The organism is Micromonospora sp. CPCC 206171, assembly GCF_036906755.1.
Taxonomy (GTDB): Bacteria; Actinomycetota; Actinomycetes; order Mycobacteriales; family Micromonosporaceae; genus Micromonospora; species Micromonospora purpureochromogenes.
This window is the reverse complement of sequence record NZ_JBAKHT010000006.1, coordinates 1-15,939: the sequence shown is the minus strand read 5'-3', so window position 1 is coordinate 15,939 and position 15,939 is coordinate 1. Positions and strand designations below refer to the sequence as shown.

15 protein-coding genes are annotated in these 15,939 nt (G+C 71.9%); 5 read left to right on the top strand and 10 right to left on the bottom strand.

Translation table 11 applies throughout. The features are described from left to right. Nucleotides 1-20: 20 nt before the first annotated feature. A complete protein-coding gene (locus V6U89_RS09740) occupies nucleotides 21-731 on the top strand; it encodes an NADPH-dependent F420 reductase (protein ID WP_334570445.1) in 711 nt (236 codons plus the stop codon). 161 nt (nucleotides 732-892) lie between these two features. Here the strand turns inward: V6U89_RS09740 and V6U89_RS09735 are convergent, their stop codons facing one another. The 3 genes from V6U89_RS09735 to V6U89_RS09725 form a co-directional block, all read right to left on the bottom strand. Then, nucleotides 893-1,330, bottom strand: a complete 438-nt coding sequence (locus tag V6U89_RS09735; RefSeq protein ID WP_334570443.1) for a hypothetical protein — start codon at nucleotides 1,328-1,330, stop codon at nucleotides 893-895. Nucleotides 1,331-2,138: 808 nt separating this feature from the next. Further along, a complete protein-coding gene (locus tag V6U89_RS09730) occupies nucleotides 2,139-2,687 on the bottom strand; it encodes a hypothetical protein (protein ID WP_334570442.1) in 549 nt (182 codons plus the stop codon). Nucleotides 2,688-2,758: 71 nt separating this feature from the next. Continuing rightward, on the bottom strand, nucleotides 2,759-3,730 hold the full coding sequence (locus V6U89_RS09725; protein ID WP_334570441.1) for an NADP-dependent oxidoreductase: 972 nt from the start codon (nucleotides 3,728-3,730) through the stop codon (nucleotides 2,759-2,761). A gap of 265 nt (nucleotides 3,731-3,995) precedes the next feature. On the opposite strand from V6U89_RS09725, the gene V6U89_RS09720 reads away from it, so the two are divergent. Next, nucleotides 3,996-5,018 (top strand): endonuclease/exonuclease/phosphatase family protein, encoded by a 1,023-nt coding sequence (locus V6U89_RS09720; protein ID WP_334570440.1) that lies wholly within the window; start codon nucleotides 3,996-3,998, stop codon nucleotides 5,016-5,018. Here V6U89_RS09720 and V6U89_RS09715 read toward each other — a convergent pair. Next, nucleotides 5,005-5,364: an MmcQ/YjbR family DNA-binding protein gene (locus V6U89_RS09715; protein ID WP_334570439.1), complete on the bottom strand. Its 360-nt coding sequence runs from the start codon at nucleotides 5,362-5,364 to the stop codon at nucleotides 5,005-5,007. The genes V6U89_RS09720 and V6U89_RS09715 overlap by 14 nt on opposite strands. A 186-nt stretch (nucleotides 5,365-5,550) precedes the next feature. Here V6U89_RS09715 and V6U89_RS09710 point away from each other — a divergent pair, with 186 nt between their 5' ends. Then, on the top strand, nucleotides 5,551-6,027 hold the full coding sequence (locus tag V6U89_RS09710; RefSeq protein WP_334570438.1) for a heme-degrading domain-containing protein: 477 nt from the start codon (nucleotides 5,551-5,553) through the stop codon (nucleotides 6,025-6,027). 174 nt (nucleotides 6,028-6,201) lie between these two features. After that, nucleotides 6,202-7,620, top strand: a complete 1,419-nt coding sequence (locus V6U89_RS09705) for an outer membrane protein assembly factor BamB family protein (RefSeq protein ID WP_334570437.1) — start codon at nucleotides 6,202-6,204, stop codon at nucleotides 7,618-7,620. A gap of 13 nt (nucleotides 7,621-7,633) precedes the next feature. Here V6U89_RS09705 and V6U89_RS09700 read toward each other — a convergent pair whose 3' ends face one another. The 5 genes from V6U89_RS09700 to V6U89_RS09680 form a co-directional block, all read right to left on the bottom strand. Next, a complete protein-coding gene (locus V6U89_RS09700) occupies nucleotides 7,634-7,981 on the bottom strand; it encodes a nuclear transport factor 2 family protein (protein ID WP_334570436.1) in 348 nt (115 codons plus the stop codon). 172 nt (nucleotides 7,982-8,153) lie between these two features. Next, on the bottom strand, nucleotides 8,154-9,179 hold the full coding sequence (locus V6U89_RS09695) for a hypothetical protein (protein WP_334570435.1): 1,026 nt from the start codon (nucleotides 9,177-9,179) through the stop codon (nucleotides 8,154-8,156). 75 nt (nucleotides 9,180-9,254) lie between these two features. Beyond that, nucleotides 9,255-11,075, bottom strand: a complete 1,821-nt coding sequence (locus V6U89_RS09690; RefSeq protein ID WP_334570434.1) for a serine hydrolase — start codon at nucleotides 11,073-11,075, stop codon at nucleotides 9,255-9,257. Nucleotides 11,076-11,086: 11 nt separating this feature from the next. Beyond that, the gene (locus V6U89_RS09685) at nucleotides 11,087-12,394 is read right to left on the bottom strand and encodes an exo-beta-N-acetylmuramidase NamZ family protein (protein ID WP_334570433.1); all 1,308 of its coding nucleotides are present in this window, start codon (nucleotides 12,392-12,394) and stop codon (nucleotides 11,087-11,089) included. Between the two features lie 10 nt (nucleotides 12,395-12,404). Continuing rightward, nucleotides 12,405-14,225, bottom strand: a complete 1,821-nt coding sequence (locus V6U89_RS09680; protein WP_334570431.1) for a glycoside hydrolase family 3 protein — start codon at nucleotides 14,223-14,225, stop codon at nucleotides 12,405-12,407. A 659-nt stretch (nucleotides 14,226-14,884) separates the two neighbouring features. Here V6U89_RS09680 and V6U89_RS09675 point away from each other — a divergent pair. Further along, nucleotides 14,885-15,211: a VTT domain-containing protein gene (locus tag V6U89_RS09675; protein ID WP_334570430.1), complete on the top strand. Its 327-nt coding sequence runs from the start codon at nucleotides 14,885-14,887 to the stop codon at nucleotides 15,209-15,211. On the opposite strand, the gene V6U89_RS09670 is transcribed toward V6U89_RS09675, so the two are convergent. Then, complete coding sequence (locus V6U89_RS09670; protein WP_334570428.1) at nucleotides 15,169-15,444, bottom strand: alpha/beta fold hydrolase; 276 nt, start codon at nucleotides 15,442-15,444, stop codon at nucleotides 15,169-15,171. The genes V6U89_RS09675 and V6U89_RS09670 overlap by 43 nt on opposite strands. Nucleotides 15,445-15,939: the final 495 nt, after the last annotated feature.

The window sequence follows — 15,939 nt, the reverse complement described above, 5'->3', positions numbered from 1 at the left end:
TCGGAGAGCGGAAGGACGACATGAACGACAGCGCCCGGAGCGAGCCCCGGACCCTCGGTATCCTCGGTGCCGGCAAGGTGGGCACCGTACTCGCTCGACTCGCCCTCGCCGCCGGTTACCGGGTGCTGATCGCCGGCTCCGGTGACCCGGAGAAGATCGCCCTCACCATCGAGGTGCTCACGCCCGGTGCGGTGGCCACCACCGCGGTCGACGCCGTGGCCGGTGCCGACATCGTCATCCTCGCCCTCCCGCTGGGCAAGTACCAGAGCATCCCCGCCGAGGCGCTGCGCGGCAAGCTCGTCGTCGACGCGATGAACTACTGGTGGGAGATCGACGGCATCCGCGACGACCTCACCGACCCGCGCACCTCGTCGAGCGAGACCGTCCAGTCGTTCCTGTCCGACTCCCGCGTCGTCAAGGCGTTCAACCACATGGGGTACCACGATCTCGAGGACGGGGCGCGGCCCAGCGGCACGCCCGACCGCAAGGCCATCGCCATCGCCGGCGACGACCCCGGGGATCTCGACGTCGTCGCCTCCCTGGTCGACCGGCTCGGTTTCGATCCGGTCGTCGCCGGCCCGCTCGCCGAGGGCGTGCGACTGGAACCGGGCAGCGAGTTGTTCGGCGCCAACGTGAGCGCCGACGAGGTGCGGGCCATGCTCGACCGCTTCGCGGAGTCGGAGCGTGGGCGGGTCGTCGCCCTGGCCCGAGCGACGCCGAAGGCGGGGTGAGCCCTGGCGGAAGGCCGCGGGTGGTGAGGCGACCGAGCCACGGCAGCGGCGACCGGTTCCCCGTCGACAGGTCACACCGCTGGGCGACCTCACCACCCGGCAGCGCGCACGGGCCCGGGCCACGCTGGTCGCGCGGCCCGGGCCGTGCTGCGCGGTCCGGGTCAGTCGACCGGCGGGGTGTACGTGTCGCAGACCCGGCCACGCTCCGCCCGGGTCACCGTGGTGCCGACGCACAGCCGGAGCCGTGGCTTGAACCCGCCCCACAGCAACTCGGCACGGGTCTGGGCGGTCGTCTTACCAGGAGCGCACAACGCGGCGAAGGTCCGCCAGACGAGCTCGTCAGCCGGCCCGTTGGTGGCGATCTGGACCACGCCGCACCGCCCGGGGGCGTTGACCGCGAGCGTCCCGTTGACCGCCATCGGCGGTACCGGCCGCTCCGGGATGCTCATCGTCGTGGCGTAGCTGCCGTAGGCGCTGACCCCGGCGCTCTCCAGTGCGAAGTCGCTGTCGGCGGATGCCGTGGCGGGTGACGCGCCGGCCGCGAGAGCGATACCGGTCACGGCGACCGCACCGAGCATCCTGACAACGAGTGACGTCATTGTGCACTCCCTTTCTAAAGGGCCCACCGATCGGGCGGGCGAAATGGGCGGCGTCCACCGTGGTCGCAAACCAAGGGTCGATGGCACGACCACGATGACGGGACGCCGGACGGCGCCGGCCGTTTGATGATTGGTCGGCGCCGGCCCCGATGAGATCGCATCACGGATACGCCGTCAAGGAACTCCGGTCGGCGTCGGGGGCGCGGCGACCGGCGCGAGGCCGCCCTTTCGCTGTTCAGCGTCGACGCCGCCGACGGAACAGCGCCGACGGATGTGTCCTGCTTCACTTCGGCGCCGCTCCGCACTATTTCACGATTGTCGCAGCGAATTCTTCTCGCCCACATATTCGCCCCCGGTGGGGCTGGCCGCTGCCTCCCGCCGCCGCACCGCAGGCGGCGAGGATCGAGCGCCACTCGGCGAGTCCCGACGTCCCACCCGTTCGATCGCGACAGCGGCCGCGCGCCCGACGTGATCGCCGCTACCGTCCGCCATGCGGGCAAAGACGTGGTCAAGGCGCAGCCGCCGCCGAAATCACCGACGGACGAGCCGACTCGGCGAGTCCGGTGATGAAGGGAAACGTTCTCATTCTGTTGGTGAAACAGTGGCAATCGTTGCGTGGGAACCCCCCGCTCAACCTCGGGCAGTTCCCCGAAGCCAACCCCCACTCACCGCACGGTGGAAATGACCTCGACCTCGACATCAGTCGAGCTGAGTTCCCCGGTCTGCGCAGGCTCGATGATTTCCGGGAAGCAGCCTCCACGCCGTCCTGGACCTGCCGGCCACACCGGATCACCGGCCCGGCGAAGTGCTATCCCCGCCGTGCCCGTACGCCGTATGCGTCGCCTCGAGGCAGCGGGCCGACGTCGGAGCGGCGGCCGGGGCGCAGCGCCGCGTGCCGCTGGCCGGGGCCGGCGCCGTCGCGGGCGGCGAGGAAGTCCGCGACCGCCCCGGTGGCGAATCCGTAGATCGACTTGTGCAGGACGTCGACGGCGAGTTCGCCGCGTGGCCAGGTCAGCGGCGGCGCTCCCACGCCGGTGGCGTTCTCCAGAATCTGATCGTTGATCAACCGCACCACGGTGAACGTCCCCGAGGCCCACACACCCCGCAGACCGACCTGTGCCATGATGCTGCGCACCACGCCGACGAGCACGCCCTGGCCGTAGTGCATCGCGAGGTTCTGCCACCGCGGCGGACACGTCGGTGCCTCCGGCAGCCCGGTCAGCCGCGCCAGTACGCGGGCCGGCACGTGGGAGTCGGGCCGCCCGGTCACCCGCTGCTCCAGCTTCTCCGCCGCGGTCATCACCGCCGCCCCCGCCAGCCCGGCGACCAGCCCCTGCCACACCGCGCGCTTCATCATGGCGAACCCGTACCCGCCGGCCGCGCCCCCACACCCGCGATCGGCTACGCGGTCGGTGCCGCGGCCGGCGGTCAGACCACCGTGAGCAGCAGCCTGCCCGGGAAGGAGGTCTGCAGGCGACGGTGCGCCTCCGCCGCCTGCCCCAGCGGGAACTTCTCGGCGACGTGCACCTCGAACGGTCCGGCCTCGATGAGCTCGTTGAGACGCTGCAACTGCCGGGGCCCGGTCTCGCCGTCGTACGCCCGCACCGTCACGCCGGGCCGCTCGCCCGGTTCCGGGTGCACCCCGTGGGGGTACGCGAGCACACCGCCCTCGCGCAACGCCTCGGTGAGCGTGTCCAGCGTCTGTCCACCGACCATCGCCAGCAGGCCGTCCACGCCGTCCGGGGCCACCTCCCGGATCCGCCCGAGCACCTCGGCGAGGTCACCGTGACCGTCGACGGCCAGATCGGCGCCGAGCCGGCTCACCAGCGCCACGCCCTCCGCCCCGGACGCCACGGCGACCACATTGAGCCCCTGCCGCTTGGCCAACTGCACGGCCAGGTGGCCCTGTCCCCCGCTCGCCCCGAAGATCAGCAACCACGCGCCGGCGGACAGGCCCAGCACGTCCAGGCCCGTCAGGGCGGTCAGCGCGTCGGTGGGCATGGCCCCCGCGTGCTCCACCGGCAGGCCCGCCGGCAGCTTCGCGACGTACTCGGCCCTGGTCGCCGCGTACTCGGCGTAGAAGCCGCCCTTCGGCCGGGTGTAGCCGTACACGTAGATCACGTCGCCCACGGCGACGTTGGTGACCTGCCGTCCGACGGCGGCGACGCTGCCGGCGGCCTCGGCGCCGGGCACGATCGGGAAGGTGGATCCCTCGGGCACCAGCGTGCCCTCCCGTGTCATGGCGTCCCACACCCCGACGCCGGCGCTCCACACCTTGATCAGAACTTCGTCGTCGGCGATCTGCGGCACCGGCAGGATACGCGGGGTGATCACCTCCGGCCCGCCGAACTCGTCGAAGGCCGCGGCCTGCATCTGCTCCGGCACGTCGCCGTCTGCCATCTGGAATCCTCTCCGCCCCGGTGTTGTGCGGGCACCGCATCGTCGAAGGCAGCATGCCGGTGCACCGGTCGCCGGGGGTCCCCGCGCGAGCGCCGTTCACCCGGTCGGGCTACCGGCGGCGAGCCCGCCGGGCCTGCCGTGGACCAACTCCGCGTTCCCGTCGACCGGAGAACTCCGGCCTGCACCACCGGGTCCGGCGACCGATCGGCAGCAGTAAGATCGCTGGCACCCGGCGAAGACACGTCCTCCCCCACCCGGAGCCCGCATGTCCGAGCAGCCCGCCGCCGACGTCACCGGCCGTCGTCCGCGCGGTCTGGGCCTGGCCGGATTCCTTCGTCGGCGCGGGGCCGATCCTTCGTACCGGACTCTCCGCCCGGTCCTGGTCGTGGCGTGCCTGATCGCCGTGGCCGGGTTGCCGGCCGGATCGTCGGTGGCCGACGCCACCGGATCCACCGCCCTGCGGGTGCTCCAGCTGAACCTCTGCAACAGCGGCCGGGCCGGCTGCTACACGGGCCGGTCGGTGCCCGAGGCCGCGGAGGTGATCGGCGCCGAGCTGCCCGACCTGGTCACCCTCAACGAGATCTGTCAGGACGACGTGGCCGCGCTGGAGCCCGCGTTCGCGGCCGTGCACCCCGGCGGCACAGTCGTCTCCGCCTTCAAGGCCGCCGGTGACCGCCCTACCGGTGCCGCCACCCGGTGCCGCAACGGGCAGCCGTACGGCATCGGGCTGCTGACCCATCTTGCCGCGCCGTACCCGCGACACGCGGTGCACAGCGGGATCCACCCGACGCAGGATGTCACGGACCCCGAGGAACGGCCCTGGCTCTGCGTCCACGTCGCCGGCGTGCTGCACGCCTGCACCACCCACCTGGCGGCCACCAGTGCCACCGTCGCGCTCGCCCAGTGCGCCCACCTGCTCGACACGGTGGTACCGACGATCCGCAGGAGCACCGGATACGCGCCGACCGTGCTGAGCGGCGACCTCAACCTCCGGCACGGCGGCTCCCCCGACGTGCGGTCCTGCGTGCCACCAGGCTACCTGCGCATCGACGACGGCGCGGTGCAACAGATCATGGCGACAACCGACGTCACGATCTGTTGCGGCAGGTCGATCGGCATGCGCGGGGCGACCGACCACCCAGCGCTGTTGGCCACCCTCACGATCGACGACCGACGTCCCGCCTGGGCCGCGACCGCGCCGCGCTGGACACCCGCCCGCGTCGCCCCGGCACGCAGAGCCCGGTGGACGCGGCAGCGGGCCGGTCAGGCGGCCGTCAACGGTCGCTGACGAGCGCGTCCGGGGCCCGCATCCGCCACGCGTCGGTCACCAACTCCCGTAGGCGCTCGACATCGACCTCGGCCAGGCGCAGCATCACCAGCGGCCACCCCTCGTAGCCGGGCGTGGTGAAGAAGCGGTCGGGCTCGCCGAGGAGGAGCGCCTGCTTCTCGGCCTCGTCGCCGACGAACAGCACCGCGATGTCGGTCCGGATCACCCGTGGCCTACCCGGCCGCCGCTCGGGATAGGACCAGACGAATCCCTTGTCGGCGACCCGGAAGTCGAAGCCCTCGCTGTCGATCTCCACCACGTGCGGCAGGGCCAGGGCTATCCGGCGGACATCATCGGCGTCAGCCATCGGGGTGCCTCCCGGGTCGGATCCTCACCGGGCCGAGGTTACGCCTCGGCACCGACATCGATCATGTACGTGCGTGTCGCCGGCGTCCGGCCCATCGCGGAGGAGGCACCCATCCGGTTTGCGACAATCAACCAGCACGGACACCGGACCCGGCGCAGTCCGCCACTCGACCAAGAAGAGGTACGTATGCCACTTGACCATGACGCGTGGCCGACGCTGGAGGAGCTGCTGCGCGAGGAGGGCGAGTTGGAACTGCCGGCTCTGTCGGAGTCGGACGCGTACGAGTTGGGGATGCGGGCGGTCGCCGCCGCGCGGGAGCGGAACCTGCCGATCTCGGTGGGTGTGTGGCGGACCGGGCGCCAGTTGTTCCACTGCGGCCTGCCCGGATCGACGCTGGACAACGACGGGTGGCTGCGTCGCAAGGGACGAGTGGTGATGCGGTTCGAGCACTCGTCGCTGTACATGGCACGGCTCTGCCAGGACAGGCAGGTCACCCTGGCGGAGAGATTCGGACTGCCGGCCGCGAAGTACGCGGCCGCCGGGGGCGCGGTGCCACTGCACGTTCGCGGCACCGGCGTGGTGGGCTGGTTCGGCGTCTCCGGACTTCCGCAACTGGACGACCACCGCTTCGTCGTCGACGTGCTTCGCGGAACCTCGCGCTAGTCGTGCACCGGAGCGGTGAGTGACCCGAGCCCTGGTGGGCGCGGGTCGGGGTTGACGGGCCGCCGCCGACGGGCCGTCAACCCCGCCGATCTTGTCGGGGGCGGTGGTTAGCGTGTGGTCACTGTCGCCGCGCCGGCCACGTCGGGCCGGTCGCTGACCCTCTCGGAGGCCCCCATGTCGCAGGAGACGACCTACCTCGAACTGTCCGAAGTGGACGGTGCGCACAAGTTCTACGAGGTCGTCGTCGAGGACGCCACGCTGACCGTGCGCTACGGCCGGATCGGCGACCAGGGGCAGGTCAAGGCGAGTGCCTATCCGGACAACGCGCGGGCCCGGGCGGCCGCGGCGAAGAAGATCGGGGAGAAGGTCCGCAAGGGGTACGCCCCGGCGGTCCCCGGCGTCAGGAAGAAGCGCAGCGTCTCCCGGCGGCAGATCGTCAGCACCCGCTCCACCGCCCGCACCGCCCCGGTGCTGTGGCGCTACGACTCGGGTGCCCCCGCCTTCGGCATCTTCGTCGACGGGCAGCACTGCATGGTGGGCAACGAGCACGGCGTGATCACCACCCTCGGCCACGACGCCCAGGTGCGCAGCCAGGTCCGACTCCCCGACGGGGTGAAGTGCATCGTCGCCGACGACGCCTGGATCTACGCCGGCTGCGACGACGGCAACGTCTACGACCTCTCCGGCAAGGTGCCCCGGGTGGCGTACGCGATCGCCCCCGAGATCGACATCTACTGGCTGGACATCCACGACGGCGTCCTGGGCGTCTCGGACGCCGACGGCGGGATCGCCGCCATCGACCACGAGGACGAGTTCCTCTGGCGCCGGCCCGGGCGGGGCCGCTCCGCCTGGATGGTGCGCTGCGACACCGACGCGCTCTACCACGGCCATTCCCAGGGGGTGACCGGCTACGACTGGCGTACCGGCCGCGAACTCTGGCACACCGGCACCGGCTCGGTGCTCTTCGGGTGGCAGGAGCGGGGCAGCGTGTTCGCCGGGACGAGCACCCGCGAGGTGGTGCGGCTGGCCAAGGACGGCCGGGTCGAACGCCGCTACCGGTGCGACGCCCCGGTCTTCTCCTGCGCGACCGCGGAGGGCGGCCGGTACGTCTTCGCCGGCGACAGCCAGTCCTCGATCTACTGCTTCGACGCGGCGGGCACCCGGCTGTGGAAGCTCGGCACCGGCTGCGGCTCGGCGTACTCCATGCAGTACCACGACGATCGGCTCTATGTGGTCACCACCGGCGGCCATCTGGCCTGCATCGACGCCAGCGAGCCGGCGATCCGGGCGGCCCAGGTCGGCGAGGTGCCGCAGGTGCTGGACGTCAAGGCGCCCCGCCAGGCACCGCGGACCGTGGAGCCGACGGTGGTCGAGGTGACCAGCGAAGCCGGCGCGGGCGTCGTCGTGCAGTGCCTGGACGATCGGGGGCGGCTGCGGGTCCAGGTGGTTTCCGACGGCTACCGGCGTGACTGGTCGGTGCAGTTCCCCAAGGGCATCCGCGTGCCGGGCGCCCGCTACCTGGTGACCGAGGTCCGCGAGTCCGGCCGCGGCGGGTTCTACCGGGCGTACGGCGACATCCGCCGGCTGCGCTGAGCAGGGCGCGTGGTCAGGTCTGTCGCACCCGCCCGCCGAAGAAGACCTGGATCTCGACGATCCGTCCGTCGCGCACCGTGATGTATTCGGTGTTGCGGTGCCGGTCGCCGGTCTTCAGCTCGTACTCGTACAGGATGAAGACCCCGTCTCCGTCGCCGTCCACGACGTCCAGGACCTCCTGGGACTGGAGACGGCCCGCTGTGGGGAAGCACCGTTCGAAGTACGCGGTCCGGTCGATGTGGTCGTCCTGCGGGCTCGTGAACACCAGGTCCTCCGCGAACAACTGGTTCGCGGCGTCGCGGTCCTGCGCGAGGTAGGCCTCGAACGCCGCGCGGACGGTGTCGACGTTGGAGAGTGGCACCTTGGCCTCCTTGACGGCGTCGAGGCGAGGGACGCTGGCTCGTGGTGATCGGAGTGGACGAGGTCGACCACCGGCGGTTCGGCCTGATCATGGAATTCGTTCACCTCGATGGTAAGTGCCCCAGGACAGCGACCGCTTCCCATCGGGACCACGCGCCTCACCGGGGAGAGGTTCAGCCGTCGGCCAGGATGATCCGGATCGCGAGCAGTTCACCGGCGGCATCGCGGTCGACGCGGACCGGGAACACTCCGTCGCCACGACCGGTCATCGCGAACAGGATCTGGGCTTCGCCGAGGCGCACCGTCCCGCTCTCCGTGGCCCTGGCCCTCACCTGACGCATGACCTGCCAATGGTGGGAGTGTGGCCGGAAGTCGCATCCGAGCCGCCGGCTCGGCTCCGCGTCCTTCCAGGCCTCTACCGTCGTCGCCCGCCGGAGGGCGGATCGGACGGGTAGGTCGGTCCAGCCATAACTGCCGTCGTCACCCGGCGTGCTCAGCGGCATCGCGCTGAACTCCTGGGCGGCCGCAGGCGCGTCGAGGCCCCAGAACGCCACGTCGGCGAGTCCATCCAAGGGCTCCTCATGACGCCACAGGTCGAGGGCTTCCACGTCGCCGAAGGCCAGCCTGGCCGCGTCGACACCGACAACGCCGACCTCCACCGTCGACGCCGCGGGCGCCCGGCGCACCCGGACCGTCATCTGGCGCCAACCGTTCCATGGTTCGTCCGAGCGTTCCGCCTCCACCGTGATCACCCCGTCGGGGAGACCGTCGACCGCCACCGCCGGTAGGCCGAAAACCCTGAATCCCGGCTGACGTTCGACGGCGCAGCGGCGGGCGCGCTCACGGTGCGGCACCTGCACCTCGGACCGCTCCAGCACCGCCATCCACCCTTGTTCCCGGCAGTGGCCGCCGAAGCGCTCCACCCAGTCGCCACTGCGGGAGGCGGGAATGTCGTAGTGATACCGCCCCGGTCGGAGCGCGAACGACGCTCCGGCCTGCTCGGCGTCCGGACCGACAACCGTATAGTCCGCCGCGTCGGCAATCTCGGCCAGCAGGTGCGGATCCTCGACGCCAAGACCGCGCGGGTCCAGCTCGGTCGGTGGGCGACTCCCGGACCACATGCCGAGGATTCCCCCGTCGATGATGACGAGCTGGCCGGACGGGCAGCGGACTTCGCCCAGCGTCACGATCTCTCCCATGGCGCGGCAGTCTACGGATGGCCAGGCCTCAGGCGCCCGGTGGAATCGAGGAAACCGCAGGTGCTGAGTAGCCAGTCAGGTGCGGGCGGGTGACCACCCGTCGGCGACGAGGAGGGAGGCGTCGACGCCCTCGCCGTCGAAGAGCACCCCGTCCCGGTCCCCCGCGACGACCCGGTCGACGTACACGCCACGACCCTGGCCGGAGCCGTCGGTGCTGCTGCTCCACCGCAGGTGGGTCGCCTGGTCGGGCAAGGCCACCGAGGCCTCCCACCAGGCCCGGCCGCCGTAGCCGGTGACCGTGCCGTCGCTGGTCCAGCGTCGGTCCCCGTGCCGCAGCAGCATCCGCGCCGGAGCCCACGTCTGCCCTCCGTCGGTGGACACCTCGAACCGCATGCTGTCGTAGCGGGGCTCGGTGTCGTACCAGAGCAGGAAGTTCGCGGCGCCGCCGTGCGCGGCCCGGCGCAGCGGGGCGGTGAGGGTGACGGTCGCGAGGTCGCGTGGGTCGGCGCGCCAGGCCTCCCGCGACCGGGGCCGCACCGGCATCGCCTCGGCGAGGTCGCGCGCGACCGCGCGCCGGGCGACGTTGTTGCTGCCCCAGCCGCGGTCGGGGTGCACCCGGTTGCTGAGCATGATGAGGAACGAGTGGGAGAGCGGGTCGATGACGAGGGACGTGCCGGTGAAGCCGGTGTGCCCGAACGCCACCGGGGAGGAGAGACCCATCATGTACCAGTGCTTGTTGAGCTCGAAGCCGAGCCCGCGATCGCTCTCCGGGTAGGCCGCCTCCAGCGGCGCGTTGTAGTTGACCAGCATCGCGCGCACCGTGTCCGCCCGGAGGATCCGTCGCCCGCGGTACTCGCCCCCGTTGAGCAGTGCCTGGCAGAGCAGCGACAGGTCGGCCGCGGTGGAGAAGACCCCGGCGTGCCCGGCCACTCCCCCGAGCGACCAGGCGTTCTCGTCGTGCACCTCGCCCCAGACCATGCCGCGCCCGGCGTACGGCTGGTACTCGGTGGCGGCGATCCGCGACCGCAGCTCCGGCCCCGGGTTGTAGCCGGTGTCGGTCATGCCCAGCGGCGCGGTGACGCCGTCGCGGACCAGGTCGGCCAACGGCCGCCCGGTCACCCGTTCCACCAGCACGCCCAGCGCGATCAGGCCGAGGTCGGAGTAGACGTAGCGGGTGCCGGGCGTCGCTCCGGCCGCCAGCGGCGTGGCCAGCGCGGCGGCGAACCGCTCGGCCGGCGTCGGGTACCTGCTCCACAGTGGCGTGAAGGCGGGCAGACCCGAGGTGTGGGTCAGCAGCATCCGTACCGTGACCGCTTCCTTGCCGCCGGCCGCGAACTCCGGGACGTAGCGGGCGACCGGGGCGTCCAGGTCCACCCGCCCCCGCTCGACCTGCTGCATGGTGACGATCGTGGTGAACAGCTTCGACACCGAGGCCAGGTCGAAGACGGTGTCGGCCCGCATCGGGATCTGCTGGTCGGCGGGAAGCTCCACCCCGACCAGCCCCGGCGGCGGTCCGACGGCGGCGTACCGCACCGCCGTGCCCACGGCGGCGTGCTGCACGACCACGCCGTCCTTGGCCGCCAGGACCACCGCGCCCGCGTACGCCGGGTAGCCGGGGTGGTCCGGCGTCGGCTGGAGATAGGCCGCCAGGTCGGCGGGAAGGCGATCCACCTGCGCGGGGAGCAGACCAACCTCGGCGGCGCTGCCGGGCCGCAGCGTGTCGTGCCGGAAGTGGATGTCGGCGGGGGTGACGGCCGGCGGCCCGGATTCGTCGCCCAGCGATGCGCCGGCCGCCCCGGTGGCCGGCGCGGTCGTACCGAGGATGGCCACGGCCAGGCCGAGCGCGAGCCGGCGGAGCGCGGGCGGGCGGTGCAGCGAGCGGGACGACGTGGTCATGGCCACACTCCTCAGTAGAGCAGGTAGGGCTGGCGCTGGCGGTCGAACGCGGCCAGCTCGTCGGCCCAGGCGCCGACGACGTCGTCCACGTCGGCCCCGGCGTCGATCTGGGTACGCAGGCGGGGCGACCCGGTGAGCTTGTCGATCCAGTACGGGCGGACGGCGTCCCAGGAGTCGCGCCGCCAGGCGAACGCGGGGTACTTGTGCGCCTCCACCAGCATCGCCACCGCGGTACGGATCGGGTCGTACACCGCGCGGTCGACGACCTTGACCTCGACGCCGGCGCAGAGCTTGTTCAACAGCGCCGGCTTCTGCCCGGCCGAGGTCGGTGCGAAGTACGCCTCGCGGAACTCGACTCCGGGCAGGTCGCGGGCGTTGAGGCGGTCACTCCAGTGGTGGTCGAAGTCGGTCGCCAGCCCGCCGATCAGCTCGAACGGACGGCAGGTGCCGCGGCCTTCGGTGATCGACGCGACGCCCTCGAAGAGGCCGGTACCCGGGTAGACCAGCGCGGTGTCCGGGGTGGGCATGTTCGGACTGGGCATCACCCAGGGCACGTCGGTGTCGGCGGCGAGGTGGTCCCGCTTCCAGTGCTCGCACCGCACCACGTGCAGGTCCACCGGTCGCCCGGCTTCGACGGGCAGGAACGTGCCGTTGAAGAACCGGGCCAGCTCCCCGACGGTCATCCCGTGCTGCTGGACGATCTCCTTGAGGCCGACCCCCGAGGTGTACGGCGCGGTCATCATCGGCCCGTGGGCCCGCCCGCCGATCGGGTTCGGGCGGTCCAGCACGACGTAGCGTTTGCCGACCCGGGCCGCGGCGACCATCGAGGTGTACATGGTCCAGATGTAGGTGTAGAAGCGAACGCCGACGTCCTGGATGTCGAAGACGACCGTGTCGACACCCGCCTCGGTGAACATGCTCTCCCACCGGGCCAGCGAGGCGCCGTACGCGTCGTAGACGGGGATGCCGGTGCGGGCGTCGACGCCGGTGCCCTCGCTGCCTCCGGCCTGGGCCGAGCCACGGAAGCCGTGCTCGGGGCCGAACGCCGCGGTCAGCCGGACCTGGCCCGAGCCGTGCATCAGGTCGACGAGGTGACGGTAGGCCCCGTCGACGCCGGTCGGGTTCGAGACGACGCCGACCCGCTGACCGGCGAGCACGGCGAAGTCGGAGGCCACCAGTTGGTCCAGGCCGGTGCGGACCCGGCGGACACCGGGACTGCCCGCCGCGGGCGCCAGGGCCGCGCCGACACCGAGCGCCCCCGCGCCGGCGCCGAGCGCCCCCGCGCCGACCGCGCCGGCGAGGAAATTCCTACGCTGCATGGGTTGCCTCCTACCAGGTCAGGCCGTGGCCGTAGGGGTAGAGCACGGTGCCCGCGCCCTCGGCCGTGGGGATCGTGACGGGCAGCCGCCCGCGGGGGGACAGCTCGCCGTGCAGCGCGCGGACGAGTGCGTCCATCGCCGCCCGGGTGTACGAGTAGGTCGCCAGATAGGTGGTCACGCCCGGCAGGTGGGCGATGTCGTAGGGGTCCCGCACCGCCACCACCACCACGGGTTTTCCGGTGGCGAGCAGCGCTGCGACGAGGCGCTGCTGGGTGGCCCGCGGATCGCTGATGGTGGTGTCCCACGCCTTGTTGACCAGCACGACGGTGAGGTCGTGCGCGGCCGCCTGGGTGGCCGTCGCGGCGATCACCGCGTCGGACGGCAGCGTGGCCGGCCGGGCGGTGGTCCGGGCGCCGCGGGCGGTGAACCCGTCGGCGACCGTCGCGATCGGAGCGAAGGCCGCGCTGTTCCAGCCGGTGACCAGCACCGACCGGTCGGTGCCGACCAGCGGCAGCAGCCCGGCGTCGTTGCGCACCGCGGTGAGCGTCGGATCGGTGACCTGGGCGACGGCGGCGAGGTGCCCGGGCGCCCCGACCGTCCGTACCGCCTCCTCGACGTCGACCAGCGGCGACCGGGCCAGCCCCTGCCGGTACTTCATGCCGAGGATGCGCCGCACCGACTCGTCGATCCGCTGCTCGGTCAGCTCGCCGGTGGCGACGGCCCGCAGCACCGCGTCCCGGGCCAGCGCGAGGTTCGGCGGCATCAGCAACTGGTCGGCGCCGGCCTTGATCGCCAGTACCGGCACCCGCTCGTCGCCGTACTTCTGCCGCACGCCGGCCATGTTCAGCGCGTCCGTGACGATGACTCCCCGGAAGCCGAGTTCACCGCGCAGCACGCCGGTGAGGATCGTCGGCGACAACGTCGCCGGGTCGCCGGACGGGTCGAGCGCGGGCACCACGATGTGCGCGGTCATGATCGATTCGACACCCGCGCTGATCGCCTGTCGGAACGGCGGCGCGTCGATCCCGTCCCACTCCGCCCGGCTGTGGTTGATCACCGGCAGGCCGGTGTGGCTGTCGGTGGCCGTGTCGCCGTGGCCGGGGAAATGCTTGGCCACCGCGGTCACGCCGGCGCCGTCCTGGAACCCGGCGACCTGCGCCGCGGTCAGGTCGGCCACCAGGGTGGGGTCGGCGCCGAACGACCGTACCCCGATGACCGGGTTGCCGGCGTTGACGTTGACGTCGGCGATCGGCGCGTACGGCTGGTGAATGCCCACCGCGCGCAGCTCCCGCCCGGTGATGTCCGCCGACGTACGTGCGTCCTCGGGTGAGCGCCCAGCGCCGAGCGCCATCGCGCCGGGGAACTGCGCCGCGGGAGCGGGCATCCGCAGCACCGTGCCCTGTTCCTGGTCGGTGGAGATGAGCAGGGGGACGCGCCCCTTGCTGCCGTCGCCGAGGGCGGCCCGCTGGAGGCCGTTGGAGAGGCCGGCGATCTGACGGGGACTGTCCAGGTTGTGCGACCAGGAGAAGTAGCAGACGCCGCCGAGGTGGAACCGGTCGATGACCTCGGCCGGAGTCTCCACACCGAACGCGGCGCGGTTCGCGGCGCGGTCGGCGACCGTAGGCTCGGTGGCGTCACTGCCGTAGACGTAGGTGGAGAAGAGCTGCCCGACCTTCTGCGCCAGGCTCATGTGCCGCAGCGTCGAGGTGACCCAGCCCTGCTCGGCGGTGGGCGGAAGCGCGGGCTCGGCCGAGGCGTGGACGGGGAGCGGCGCGAGGGTGGTCACCAGGGTGGCCATCAGGACGGTCGCGGTGACGGATCGGGTCTTCATAGACGACGACCTCTCAGTCCGGGTGGCTGAAACTTAGCTACATATGAATGAGCAGTCAAGAAGGTTAGCTACAAATCGAAGTGGACTGAGTGGACCCGGCCTGCCCCGCCCAGGCGGGTCAGGGACCGCTCAGGGGCCCGCGACCGGCAACAGCGGTCCGAAGCTGGGGAACTTCCTGCACATTGGGTGCGCGCCGAGCAGAATGGCACAGATGCACCACTCTGTCCTGATCATGAAACCCGCCCTGGAAGGGCTGCGGATCGCGCGCCCGGGAACCGGGCTGGGCCGAATTCCGAAGGATGTCGCATGACCTCGTTGACGCCGCTGTCGGCAACCGTGGCGGAGCCGGAGGCGCTGTCCACGCTGCCGACACCGGCGCGCCCGCGGGTCGACCCGGACGACGTCGTAGTGCCCGACGGCTACCGCGTGGAGGTGGTGCTCGTCGGCCTGTCGATGCCGTGCGGGATGGGTTTCGCCGAGGACGGCACCCTCTACGTCCTGGAGGGCGGCAGCACCTGGCCCACTCGCCCCTACGTCCCGGCCCGGATCCTGCGACTGGACCCGGACGGCCACCTCGGCGTGGTCGCCGAGGAGGATCTGGGCGGGCCGCGGCACGTGGCGGTGCACGGCGACGCGCCGCCAACGGAACGCTGTTCGGTGTGCTTCCCGGGACGCTGCTGTCGCTGCTCGGCGGACTCGGGTCCACTCTCATCGCCTTCGGCCTCGGCAGACGCAGCCGCGGTCTGCTCGTCCGCACCACCACGCCGGCGCAGCGCGCCCGCGCCGAACGGCTGCTCACCCGGTACGGTCTGCTCGCCGTGCTGGTCACCCGCCCGGTACCGGTGCTGGCCGAGACCGTCGCCCTGCTCGCCGGCACCACCACGCTCGGGTGGTGGCGCGTCACGTTGGCGAGCGCCGCGGGAGTCCTGCCGGCCGCGCTGATCTACGCGGCTGCGGGCGCCACCGCACAGAGCGGGCTGTCCTGATCTTCACAGGGCTCCGTCTCCGGTCCCGGGTCCTTGGCGTAGGCGAACAGCGGTGCCCAGAACTTCTCTCCGAAGCCGTCCAGGTAGGCGTTTCCGCTCTGGGTGATGATCCCGCTGATCCTGTCCGGATCGCGCAGCGCCAGCCGCAGGCCGACCGGCGCGCCGTAATCGTGCATGTAGAAGGCGTACTTCTTGATCTTGAGGTGCGCGGTGCGGTGATGCACGGGCACCATGCCGTTCCTCCTGGTCCGCCCAGCGATGAGTGAGCTCAGCACATGCTCTCCGGGATGTCCCTGCACCGCCCGGTTCGAGTATCACGACCGGCCCGCCCCTCCCCGAGCCCCGGTCGCCGGCGTCATCCTTACGAGTACCGGTCCGCATTTCTCGTGCCTGAGCAGCGCCCCGGGGACGAACTGAGGTCGGGCGGGCGCCACCGGCGGCGGCTGTCCGGCCGGTGCGGGCGGTTCGTCCAGCCGGTGATCGCTCACGGTCGTGTCGTGCGGAGATAGGCGAATCGACGGCCGCGACCGAGTACGCCGTCGTACGGTCGGAGGCGTGGGTTCGTCGGCCGGCTCCCGTCGGTCCAGTCAGCGTGGCCCACGGTCGACGTGTGTCTTCCGGGAGGACCTGTGTTCGCCGACCCCAGGGAAGCCCTGCGGTACCTGAAGAACGAGGACGTGAAGTTCGTCGACGTACGTTTCTGTGACCTGCCCGGCGTGATGCAGCAC

What these genes read in the sequence shown, in the direction of transcription:
- V6U89_RS09740 (WP_334570445.1), top strand. Translation starts at nt 21, where the DNA reads ATGAACGACAGCGCCCGGAGCGAGCCCCGGACCCTCGGTATCCTCGGT.
- V6U89_RS09735 (WP_334570443.1), bottom strand. Translation starts at nt 1,330, where the DNA reads ATGACGTCACTCGTTGTCAGGATGCTCGGTGCGGTCGCCGTGACCGGT.
- V6U89_RS09730 (WP_334570442.1), bottom strand. Translation starts at nt 2,687, where the DNA reads ATGATGAAGCGCGCGGTGTGGCAGGGGCTGGTCGCCGGGCTGGCGGGG.
- V6U89_RS09725 (WP_334570441.1), bottom strand. Translation starts at nt 3,730, where the DNA reads ATGGCAGACGGCGACGTGCCGGAGCAGATGCAGGCCGCGGCCTTCGAC.
- V6U89_RS09720 (WP_334570440.1), top strand. Translation starts at nt 3,996, where the DNA reads ATGTCCGAGCAGCCCGCCGCCGACGTCACCGGCCGTCGTCCGCGCGGT.
- V6U89_RS09715 (WP_334570439.1), bottom strand. Translation starts at nt 5,364, where the DNA reads ATGGCTGACGCCGATGATGTCCGCCGGATAGCCCTGGCCCTGCCGCAC.
- V6U89_RS09710 (WP_334570438.1), top strand. Translation starts at nt 5,551, where the DNA reads ATGCCACTTGACCATGACGCGTGGCCGACGCTGGAGGAGCTGCTGCGC.
- V6U89_RS09705 (WP_334570437.1), top strand. Translation starts at nt 6,202, where the DNA reads ATGTCGCAGGAGACGACCTACCTCGAACTGTCCGAAGTGGACGGTGCG.
- V6U89_RS09695 (WP_334570435.1), bottom strand. Translation starts at nt 9,179, where the DNA reads ATGGGAGAGATCGTGACGCTGGGCGAAGTCCGCTGCCCGTCCGGCCAG.
- V6U89_RS09690 (WP_334570434.1), bottom strand. Translation starts at nt 11,075, where the DNA reads ATGACCACGTCGTCCCGCTCGCTGCACCGCCCGCCCGCGCTCCGCCGG.
- V6U89_RS09685 (WP_334570433.1), bottom strand. Translation starts at nt 12,394, where the DNA reads ATGCAGCGTAGGAATTTCCTCGCCGGCGCGGTCGGCGCGGGGGCGCTC.
- V6U89_RS09680 (WP_334570431.1), bottom strand. Translation starts at nt 14,225, where the DNA reads ATGAAGACCCGATCCGTCACCGCGACCGTCCTGATGGCCACCCTGGTG.
- V6U89_RS09670 (WP_334570428.1), bottom strand. Translation starts at nt 15,444, where the DNA reads ATGGTGCCCGTGCATCACCGCACCGCGCACCTCAAGATCAAGAAGTAC.